The sequence below is a fragment of the Timonella senegalensis JC301 genome (genome assembly GCF_000312125.1).
Classification (GTDB): domain Bacteria; phylum Actinomycetota; class Actinomycetes; order Actinomycetales; family Cellulomonadaceae; genus Timonella; species Timonella senegalensis.
Genome location: NZ_HE978641.1, coordinates 113800 through 123509 on the forward strand (window position 1 = coordinate 113800; position 9710 = coordinate 123509).

Sequence of the window (9710 nt, forward strand, 5' to 3'; positions counted from 1 at the left end):
GGCAATCCGGAGCAAGGTACTAGGCGTTCCAGTGCGCCTCAACGGCACGCGTGGCGGCCGCCCGAGAGACACCAAGTTCTCGCGCGGCGGCCACGTAGGCGCGCGCGAACTGGTCGAGAGCCACCCCGGAGCCCATCGCCCGCGGGCTGATCGTGGTGCCCGAACGGCCGTGCGTAGCCACGTAACCTTCGTCCTCAAGCTCCTTGTAGGACCGCGCTACCGTGTTGACAGCAAGGCCCAGCTCCGCCGCGAGCGCCCGGATAGCCGGCAACTTCTCGCCGACCACGACTGTTCCGTCCGCGATGGCGGACTTGACCGCTCCCTTTACCTGCTCAAACGGCGGAAGGCCGGAAGCAGGGTCGATTGCGAAGGCTACTGGCACGACAACTCCTTACTGGGCGGCGTGTATTTGTGCACGCTCACCACACACGTTACAGTTCAGAGGCGTGCTGAGGTGCGAAGCCGTGGCCGCGCAGCCACTCAGCCAGTGCTTCAAAGTAGGCGCGCCGTGGACCCTCTGAACTCAGTGCGAGATCGTGAACTCCACCTTCGATCGCAACTATGTCCACGCGGCGGCCAAGCATTAACGCTCTGGCGCGAATCTGCTGGACGTCCAAGACTGTGTCCGATGAGCGCCGCTCTTGGTCTGAAGCCTGATCCCCAGAGGACCGGTCCGAGGTGCACACAAGTACCGGGATAGTCAGCCCGAGGCCCTGAGCGACTCGGGCATGCCCCTCCCGGATGGCTCTCAGCCACCCCGAGCGCACAGGCGTGCTGCGTTCTCGCTTGAGCTCGAGGTCAAAGTCCCACAGGCCACCGTGGGAGGAGTGCAGCATGCGCGTATACGGCGAGGGATCGTTTGTGATCACGTAGTCGGTCACGTAGTTTCCTACCGCATCGAGCATGGCGGTCCCCACTACACGGTCAAACCAGGAGCGGTTGAGATCAAACCACGGGCTGTTAAGCACTAACCCGTCGACGGTGCTCCGGCCGGTTGGAGAATGGCTCCACAGCGAGGCCACGAGTCCGCCCGTTGAGTGGCCCATGACCACGAGGTTTTCGTAGCCACACTGCTCCTTGATCAGCTTGGTGGCCACGGAGATCTCGTGCCCGTACTCGCGCAGGGAATGCGCATTGTTCCGCGATTCCTCATCGAGGGTCGAGCGGCCGTATCCATGCAGATCGAGGGCGAAGAAGGCGACGCCTAAACTCTCGAGATAGTCCGCCAAGTGAGTATGGAAAAAGTAGTCGTTGTACCCGGGCAAGTACAGAATCGCCGTCTTCGGCGGTTGTGTTGACGTGCGGAGAACCGCATCCGCCATCGCAAGCGAGCGAGTGTCCGCCTCGGCGAACTGATGGATGGAGGGCAAAAACTCCCCCGAGCGCCGTCGCAACCACTCGGGCTTAGTTATGAGGGTCGAGACGGCTTCTCTCCCTCGCAACTTAGGCAGCGCGAACTGCCAAGAGACCCAGTCTCCACCCAGAATGTCACGCTGCCACATAGATCCACCGTATGTCGTTGGAAGCAGTTTTGCTTTTGAAACGTGTGTTGGGCGCCCGCACACCGGTGAGAGCGCCCGTCACGGGACAGCAATGCTCGCTAGTGGTCCGCCTGCGCTGGAACCTCGTCTTGGGCTCCGCGTTCACGGTCAAACTGTAGCGGGAGGGTGAGTGCCAGACCCAGTGCAAGCACGAGGGCCAGACCCAGGATTCCCCAGTACTGGCGGCCGAAGATTGCAACCAAGAGACCAAACATGGCGGGCGCAAGGAAGGAGACCACTCGGCCGGTCATCGCGTACAGTCCGAAGAGCTCACCTTCCGTGTTCGGGGTGGCCATCCGTGAGACCGTCGCGCGGCTCGCGGACTGGATCGGACCCACAAAGACGCAGAGGATGGAACCGAAAATCCAGAACCAGATGGTGCCCGCGTCGTGGAGGAAGAATATCGCTAGCGCTGAGATGACCATGCCAGCGAGCGAGAACACGATGATGCGCTTGGCACCGATCTTGTCTTCAAGGAAGCCGGAGGCGATGGTTGCGATTCCCGAAACGACGTTGGCAACGATCGCAAACACAATCACCGTAGAGGCTGTGAAGCCAAACGTTCCCTGCGCGATGATGCCGCCGAAAGCGAACGCGCCGGCCAGTCCGTCTCGGAAGATTGCGGAGGCGAACAGGAAGCGCAGTACCTGGCGGTCGTTATGCCACAGGTGCTTCACGTCGCGAATCACCTTTTGGTAGGAGCCCTTCACACCGAGTGGCTTGTGGGTCGCTTCCGCCGGCTTCTCGGGGACTGCTAGGAACACCGGGATAGCGAACACTGCGAACCACACGGCCGAGAGCAGGAGCGCGGCACGAATGTTGAGGCTGTTCTCACCCGTGACACCAAACCAGCCCACGTCCGGGTTAATGAAGCCGACGAGCAGAACGAACAGCAGGACGATTCCGCCAAGGTAGCCCGCACCCCATCCAATTCCGGAAATCCTGCCCCGGTTCTCTTTGGTGGTGATCTGGTTAAGCATCGAGTTGTAGTTGACGGACGCCAGCTCGAAGAAGATGTTTCCGAGTCCCAGCAGGACGATGCCAAAGACGACGTTGCGTGACAGGTTGTCCTGATCGGGGACCACAAAGAAGATCATCGCCATGAGTACAACGACAACACCCGTGTTGATGCCCAGCCAGAGTTTGCGCCGCCCTCCCGCGTCCGCGCGGGAACCAAGAATCGGGGCCAGCAGCGCGATGGCGATTCCCGCCGCGGCGCTCCCCCAGCTCAGCCACGTGGAGTGGGTCGCGATGATCGAGTCGACCTGATCGCGCGCCACTAGGGAGGTGTCGTAAGCGTCCGCGAGTTCCGTGGGCACGAACGCCTTTGACGTGATCCACGTGGAGAATACAAAAGTGGTCACCACCGCGTTCCACGCGGCAGATCCCCAATCCCACAGCGACCATGCTGTGATTGTGCGCTTACTGACCTGTGGTTGCGCGGGCCCGCTGGCCAGGCGCTCGTCCCAGTTCTTCACAAGTGACATTGTGTCCTATAAACGCATGTGCGTCGTGCCTATCCACAAAATATGGATGGGCACAACGCACACGCGGGGAACTGCTGGGCCTGTCTGGACTTACGTCAGCTGATTTTCGGTCCAACGACGACCGGCTCCGGCTCGAGCAAAATCCCGAACTTCTCCTGAACCCCGGCACGAATAGCGGAAGCGAGTTCACGGACGTCGGCAGCGGAAGCGCTTCCCCGGTTAGTCAACGCAAGAGTGTGCTTGGTGGACAGGGTCGCAGCCGAACTCTCGCCGTGCACACCAAAACCACGATCAAAGCCCGCGTTCTGGATAAGCCATGCGGCCGAGGTCTTAACCTTTGCCGCGTCCACAGCACCCGTGCTCGGGCCAGTGGTGGCCAGCGGCGCAACCGAGTGGACTGGGTACCGCGGGGCGCCCTCGGGCAGTTCGTCCGCGTCCTCCGCAGCGATGATTGGGTTGGTGAAGAAGGAGCCCGCCGACCACCTGTCAAAGTCAGGCTTGAAACTCGCAGAATCGGTGTACTCCACAGACGGCACATCCTCATTACGGATGTCCGTACCGCACGATTCCGCGGGGGCTTCGGCGTCCAGCGTGATGAAACCGGCTGCAGCGCCAGACACGATCTCGTCGCTAGTAGCGGCAAGAAGAGCGGGCGGAAGGGTGCCGCGAGCGCCAGCGGTGTCAGCTAGTTCAGGACGGTCGGAAGCGTCAACGAGCATGCCCTTGCCACCACGCAGCTCGAGGACGGTCTGCGCAATGTCCTTGGCTGGGGCCCGGTCGCCGACGTTCACGCCGAGGCGCTTGGCCAACTCTGCATACTGAACGGGTGCCGAACGGGTGCCCAGGCGGAACTGGAAGGACACCTCGAGCACAACGTATCGAGGGGTGGGGCCCCAAACGCGACCAGAATCGTCGCCAATCGTCATGGACTGCTTGATGATGGAGTCGCGGTAGCCAAAGCCGAGCTCGAACAGCGCGAACGTGCGCTTGCGCTGAGTGCCGCGGTCGTACACACGCACCGAGGAGATGACGTTTGCGACCTCGGCTCCGTAGGCGCCGATGTTCTGCACGGGGGCCGCGCCGACGCTTCCAGGGATGCCGATGAGGGATTCGATACCGATCCAGCCCTCGGCGATCGACTGGACCACGAAGTCGTCCCAGTTGTGCCCGGCGGGAACCGTGACGGAGCCGCCACCGCACGAGTCGACCTGGTCAATGTTCACGCCAGAGCGCATGTCTCTCACGACGATCCCATCAAAGCCCTCGTCCGCTGCGACGATGTTGGAACCGCCGCCCACAACCAAAATGTCTATGCTGTTCGCATCGGCGTACTCCACGACCTGGACGAGTTCATCCTCGGAGTGGGTTTCCACATACGTGGAAATGGGGCCGCCGATGCGCAGGGTCGTGATGTCGCTCAGCGAGAGGTCCGTGCGGGCGCTCGCCAGTACCTGCGGCGCGTTGTTTGGCTGGGTAGTCACGCACACAAGACTACTCGCTGCGATCAGCCATTTACCGAATCGCGTGGAACGCCACAGCGGTTTCGGCTAGGCCGTACGTTGTGCTTGCTCCGCGCGCTGCGCGCGTTCGGCGCGGCGATTGGACAGCGCTTCGGCGGCTTTGCCGCGCTCATTCGCGGCGGTTGCCACGAGGAACCCGAGCACCGCTGGGAGCATGATTGCAAGCATGGCGTTTCGGTAACCCACGTGCTGGGCCAGCTCACCCAGGATCGGCGGGCCGGCAAAGAATGCGGTGTAGCCGATGGTCGCTGCCACGGATACGCGCCCGGCGGCGCGCTCCGGTTCGTCGCTCGCCGCGCTCATGCCAATGGGGAAGCCGAGCGAAGCGCCCGCACCCCAGAAGATGGCACCGAGGATAGCGAGCCACAGCCATGGGGAGAGAGCGAACAGCAGGAGGCCCACGATTGCGCTCGCCGAGCAGACACGTATGACCAGCAGACGTCCATAGTTGTCGATCAACCACGTGCCGACCATGCGCATCCCCGTCATCGAGCTGAGGAAGACAAAGAGCCCCACCGCGCCCAGCGCGTCCGAGGTGTCGAACCCGTCTACGATGCCCAGGCTCAGCCAGTCGTTGGCGGCGCCCTCAGTGAGTGCCGCCGACAGGATGACAAGTCCGATCAGCCATGTGCGGCCCTCAGCCCACGCCATCCACACGGACCGCTTGGGCTGTGTGGCCGCCTCGGCGGCCCCCTCCGTGCTGATTCCCGACGATATGGCTGGGTCGAGTTCGTCATCTCGCGTGTGCACAGACTCTAGATCCAGAGCGCGCACCCCGAATCCTGCTGGCAGGAAGAACCGCGCGGCAAAGGTGATGAAGAGGTATCCGATCGCGATCGCGACACCCACATGGACCTGCACGGGAATGTGGAGAAGCGCGACTCCCGCGCCCACAAGTGCGCCGGCCATGGTGCCCAGGGAGAACATGCCGTGGAACTTGGGCATGATCGAGCGACCGAGCTGCTGCTCTACGCGCGTACCCTCAAGGTTCATCGCGGTATCGCACGTTCCCATGCCAATTCCGCCGAGGAACAGGCCCAGTCCGGTGACCGCGACCGGGACGTCACCCAGCGTTGTTGCCGCGAGGATGTAGCCTCCGCACATGAAAACGGCGGCTACCCACACCGCACGTTTGGCTCCGAGGCGCTCTGCAACCCATCCCGACAGTGGAAGCGCAAGGACCGAACCAACGGCACCCACGAGGAGGAGCCTGCCCATCTGTGCCGGCTCAAACTCAAGAGTGTCCCTGATCGCGGGGAGCCTAGACGCCCAGTTGGCAAAGATGAAGCCCACCACAAAGAACGTGAGATGAACGGAGTTCTTGGCCGTCCTCACTGTGTGCACTGCAGTCATGATGCGGATCCTTCCATCTGGGCGGCCTTTTGGTGGCCCATCTTCTGATCTTGGCGCAGGGGCGCCACGTTACGCGAGAGCACGATCATGAGCACCGCGAAGATCGCGATGAGCGTCAGGGCGCGCCGTGCGCCAATCGATTCCGCTATGAAACCCAAAACGGGCGGTGCGGCGAGTGACGCAATCGAGCCGAACGCGGAGACTACTGAGACGCGCGCCGCAGCCTTCATGGGGTCGTCGCTCGCACTCGAGATTGCCAGCGGAACAACGAGTGCTGCCCCAATACCCCAGAGCACCACACCGAGGATGGCTAGCGGCACCACCGGGGATAGGCCGAACAGTAGGAGCCCACCAATCGTGGCGAGAGCCGAATAGCGAAGCACATCCACACGCCCGAGCCTGTCAATCAGTCTGGGTCCCGAAACGCGGATGATCGTCATGGATGCAAGGAACACGCCAAGACTAACCGCACCGATCGCCTCCGTCTTGCCAAAGCCATCAACAACGGCGATGGAGAGCCAGTTGTTTGCGGACCCCTCAGATAGTGAGGATGCAAAGATAATGACCCCGATGAACAGAGTTCGCGGCTCGCGCCACGCGCCCAGAGCCGAGCCCAAGGAACGAGTACGGGCTCGGAAGAGGTCCGTGACGGTGGGCTGCTCTGCAGCAGGCAGGACTCCAGCCTTCAGCTCTGCTTTTCGAACCCGGGAGCGCCTGGCGGCGTCCGCGCGGTTCCACCGTTCCTCATACGTGAGCTCCGTGTCCAGAATGATCTTGGGAATGAGAATCAGTCGGACCACGAGCGTGATGGCTGCCGTGGTAGTCAATTGAGCGAGGAGAGAAACGTCAAGGGCCGCGCACAGCGCGCCGATGAGCGATCCCGCGACGGCACCAACCGAGTATGCGGCGTGGAAGTGCGAAATGATCGACCGACCTACCCTGCGCTCAACGCCTGCAGTTTCCACGTTTTGGGGAACGTTAGTCAGCGCAACAAACACGCCGTTAAGAAAGATGCCGAGGGCGAGAATCCAGGTCTGGCCCAGCGTCGGGCCAAGCCCCTCAAGGAAGAACGCTAGGGAGATTCCGAACGCGGAAACGGTGAGGACGCTTCGGCCACCAAACCTCTGAACGAGCGGGCCCGCGAGGGTGACAAAGATCAGAGAGCCAACTGCACCAGCAAGAAGCACAACGCCAAGGTCGGCTGTGGAGAGGTTGAGCGCCCTGGTGACGCTTGGATAGCGGCCTACCCAACTGGAGAATGAAAGACCGAGAAGGCCGAAAAGCAAAAGGAGCGAGATGCGTGCGCTGCGAACTCGTGTGTCCTGCTCAGGCGAGAGCGCTGAAACAGGGGTGGCCAACTGGCCGTCAGATGAAGTCATGAACAATCTTTAGTGAGTGTCTAGCAAGTAAAGGCGGGCAGCTGAACCACGTCCGGTATCGAATCGATTCGAGCCACCCATATAATTCTCAAGTACGCTGTCCTTATCGTCAATCGCATCCCACCCGAAAGCCCCTGCAATGTCAGCCACAAAGCCCACGCTCGCACATGTCGCCGCCCGCGCGGGTGTCTCCATCTCTACCGCGTCACTTGCGTTCTCCGAATCTGGACCCATCGCAAGCGCTACGCGGGAGCGCGTGCTGGCAGCCGCAGAGGAACTCGGATACCGCGGGCCATCAGCGCTGGGCCGCCAACTCAGGTCGGGCCGCACGGGGATCGTAGGGGTCGTTTTTGGTGATGCCCTGCGGCGCACCTTCCGTGACCCTGTCTCCATCTCCGTGCTGGACGGTGTCACCCGAACCCTCGGAGAGCGCGGACTCGGGGTCCTCCTCATGCCGGGCGGCACACACTACGACTCCCCCGATGGCATGAACCCGCTGCTCGAAACGGCCGCCGTGGACGCTGCAATCATGCTCTGGGGTGGTCACTCCTCGGACCCCGTCTACAAGATCCTGCACGAACGCGGTATCCCCGTGACCATCTGCGAGGGAGCAGAAGTAGAGGGATCGCCCACCGTCAGTGTGCGCGACCGAGAGGGGTCGCGTGCAATCACGCAGCACCTCTTGGACTCCGGTCACACCCGGATTGCAGTTGCTACGCTCCCCCTTGGTGGAGGCTTTGGACCTGGACTAGTCAGCGACTACGACATCGATGCACCGGACCTGCCCTACTGGTACCCCTCGCACCGCAGGCTTCGTGGGGTCTACGACGCAGGAGTTACACCAGTCGCGATCTGGTCTACCCAGGGCTCGTTGGTCGAAGAGGGCCAGATCGCGGCAACCAACCTCCTCAACCCGGCAAACTATGTCGATGCTTCACAGGTCCCCACGGCAATCGTGGCTCAGTCCGACCTGCTCGCCGCCGGGGTGGTGCAAGGAGCACGTCAACTTGGTCTGCGCGTTCCCGAAGACGTGTCCGTTGTCGGGTTCGACGGCGTTGACCTCCCCTGGCTCGGCGACGACAAGCTCACCACCGTGGACCAGCCTCTTGCCATCAAAGGAGAAATCCTCGCCGAGGTCACCATCGATCTCATCAACGGTAATGTCGGGGCGCCCATCGTGTTGGACACCGCCGTGGTGAATGGCACGACCAGCGGACCGGCTCCGCGCCGCTGATAGAGTCTTTCATCGCCTCACTGCAGGCACATGGAGCAAAAATGGGCTGGCCCGCGGAAACGATCCGGGGGCCAGCCCTCATGTCTCATGCGGCTAGAAAGAAACGACAGCCTGTGCCTTGGCGAGGACTCGCGTTCCCTCGAACAGTGCGTTTAAATCAATGCGCGCAGTACGTGCCTCCGCGTCGAGAGCTCCAACTGTTGCGGTCACCTCAACCTCCGAAACGCCGGGGTTTGGGACTGCGATAGGACGGGAGAACCGCGTCTGGTAGTCACGAATTCGGGCCTGGTCGCCGATCCATTCCTCAACGACAGTCACAGCCGAGCCCATGGTCAGCATGCCGTGAGCGATCACGCCGTCGAGTCCGACGGACTGAGCGAATGTATCGTTCCAGTGGATGGGGTTGAAGTCGCCGCTCGCACCTGCATAACGCACGAGGGTCGAGCGGTCGAAGCTCAGGGTCTTGGTGGCTACAACCTGACCGACCTCGAGGCTTTCAAACGAAACGTCCGACATCAGTTTCCTTCCCCACGGATCGCAAGAGTAGACGTCACCGTCACCACGTGCTCGGTGGCGCCATCGCGCAGCGCTTCGATCTCGCAGCGGGTTGTCACCATGGCGAGGCCAGCCCGCTCGATGATCTTGTCCACGTGGACGGTCGTCACCAGCTCGTCCCCGGCAAAGATCGGCCGGGTGTAGGTAAACCGCTCATCGGCGTGCACGACCCGGCTGAAGTCGACTCGGGCCTCGGGATCCTCGATGTATTGGGCCTCAGCTGCCTGAGCAATGATGACCGCGAAGGTTGTTGGTGCAACAACATCTGGATAGCCCAAACCCCGCGCAACTTCAGTTGAGAAGTTGGCGGGGTTCGATGAGCCTAGTGCACGTGCAAACTCAGCAATCTTCTCCCGTCCAACCTGATAGGGCGAGGTCTGCGGATACTCTCGGCCAATGAAGTCGAGGTTCACAGAAGATTGCGTCATTGCTCTCCTAAGTATTTAGGACTACGAAGAACCGTTGGATCAGCGGGTTTCGCGGTGTGCGGTGTGCTTTCCGCAACGTGGGCAGAACTTTGCAAGCTCCAGGCGATCTGGGTTGTTGCGACGGTTCTTCTTGGTGATGTAGTTGCGTTCCTTGCAGTCCACGCATGCAAGCGTGATCTTTGGGCGAACGTCGGCGCTCTTGCTTGCCATGGT

10 protein-coding genes are annotated in these 9710 nt (G+C 61.8%); 1 reads left to right on the forward strand and 9 read right to left on the reverse strand.

The annotated features are described in order from the left end of the window. Positions 1–19: 19 nt before the first annotated feature. The 6 genes from HGSM_RS00550 to HGSM_RS00575 form a co-directional block, all read right to left on the reverse strand. Positions 20–382, reverse strand: a complete 363-nt coding sequence (locus tag HGSM_RS00550; RefSeq protein ID WP_019146791.1) for a GntR family transcriptional regulator — start codon at positions 380–382, stop codon at positions 20–22. Between the two features lie 49 nt (positions 383–431). Then, entirely contained in the window at positions 432–1502 is a 1071-nt protein-coding gene (locus tag HGSM_RS00555) for an alpha/beta hydrolase (protein WP_019146792.1), read from the reverse strand. A gap of 98 nt (positions 1503–1600) precedes the next feature. Next, positions 1601–3028 (reverse strand): MFS transporter, encoded by a 1428-nt coding sequence (locus HGSM_RS00560; protein ID WP_019146793.1) that lies wholly within the window; start codon positions 3026–3028, stop codon positions 1601–1603. A gap of 95 nt (positions 3029–3123) precedes the next feature. Further along, entirely contained in the window at positions 3124–4509 is a 1386-nt protein-coding gene (locus tag HGSM_RS14695; RefSeq protein ID WP_019146794.1) for a UDP-N-acetylmuramate dehydrogenase, read from the reverse strand. Between the two features lie 66 nt (positions 4510–4575). Next, complete coding sequence (locus tag HGSM_RS00570) at positions 4576–5901, reverse strand: MFS transporter (protein ID WP_019146795.1); 1326 nt, start codon at positions 5899–5901, stop codon at positions 4576–4578. Beyond that, positions 5898–7280: an MFS transporter gene (locus HGSM_RS00575; protein ID WP_019146796.1), complete on the reverse strand. Its 1383-nt coding sequence runs from the start codon at positions 7278–7280 to the stop codon at positions 5898–5900. Before HGSM_RS00575 ends, HGSM_RS00570 begins: the two co-directional genes overlap by 4 nt. Positions 7281–7419: 139 nt before the next feature. On the opposite strand from HGSM_RS00575, the gene HGSM_RS00580 reads away from it, so the two are divergent. Then, positions 7420–8514 (forward strand): LacI family DNA-binding transcriptional regulator, encoded by a 1095-nt coding sequence (locus HGSM_RS00580; protein WP_019146797.1) that lies wholly within the window; start codon positions 7420–7422, stop codon positions 8512–8514. Between the two features lie 93 nt (positions 8515–8607). Here the strand turns inward: HGSM_RS00580 and HGSM_RS00585 are convergent, their stop codons facing one another. Genes HGSM_RS00585 through rpmG form a run of 3 tightly spaced genes read right to left on the reverse strand, consistent with a single transcriptional unit; the run spans position 8608 to position 9707 of the window. Continuing rightward, on the reverse strand, positions 8608–9030 hold the full coding sequence (locus HGSM_RS00585) for a MaoC/PaaZ C-terminal domain-containing protein (RefSeq protein WP_019146798.1): 423 nt from the start codon (positions 9028–9030) through the stop codon (positions 8608–8610). Beyond that, on the reverse strand, positions 9030–9497 hold the full coding sequence (locus HGSM_RS00590) for an FAS1-like dehydratase domain-containing protein (protein WP_019146799.1): 468 nt from the start codon (positions 9495–9497) through the stop codon (positions 9030–9032). Before HGSM_RS00590 ends, HGSM_RS00585 begins: the two co-directional genes overlap by 1 nt. Positions 9498–9536: 39 nt before the next feature. Then, positions 9537–9707 carry a 50S ribosomal protein L33 gene (rpmG, locus tag HGSM_RS00595; protein ID WP_040594352.1) on the reverse strand — a complete coding sequence of 57 codons (171 nt, stop codon included), beginning with the start codon at positions 9705–9707 and terminating at the stop codon, positions 9537–9539. Positions 9708–9710: the final 3 nt, after the last annotated feature.

Bases quoted from the DNA above. Each gene is read 5' to 3' on its own strand.
- HGSM_RS00555 (WP_019146792.1), bottom strand. From the start codon at position 1,502: ATGTGGCAGCGTGACATTCTGGGTGGAGACTGGGTCTCTTGGCAGTTC.
- HGSM_RS00560 (WP_019146793.1), bottom strand. From the start codon at position 3,028: ATGTCACTTGTGAAGAACTGGGACGAGCGCCTGGCCAGCGGGCCCGCG.
- HGSM_RS00570 (WP_019146795.1), bottom strand. From the start codon at position 5,901: ATGACTGCAGTGCACACAGTGAGGACGGCCAAGAACTCCGTTCATCTC.
- HGSM_RS00575 (WP_019146796.1), bottom strand. From the start codon at position 7,280: ATGACTTCATCTGACGGCCAGTTGGCCACCCCTGTTTCAGCGCTCTCG.
- HGSM_RS00580 (WP_019146797.1), top strand. From the start codon at position 7,420: ATGTCAGCCACAAAGCCCACGCTCGCACATGTCGCCGCCCGCGCGGGT.
- HGSM_RS00585 (WP_019146798.1), bottom strand. From the start codon at position 9,030: ATGTCGGACGTTTCGTTTGAAAGCCTCGAGGTCGGTCAGGTTGTAGCC.
- HGSM_RS00590 (WP_019146799.1), bottom strand. From the start codon at position 9,497: ATGACGCAATCTTCTGTGAACCTCGACTTCATTGGCCGAGAGTATCCG.
- rpmG (WP_040594352.1), bottom strand. From the start codon at position 9,707: ATGGCAAGCAAGAGCGCCGACGTTCGCCCAAAGATCACGCTTGCATGC.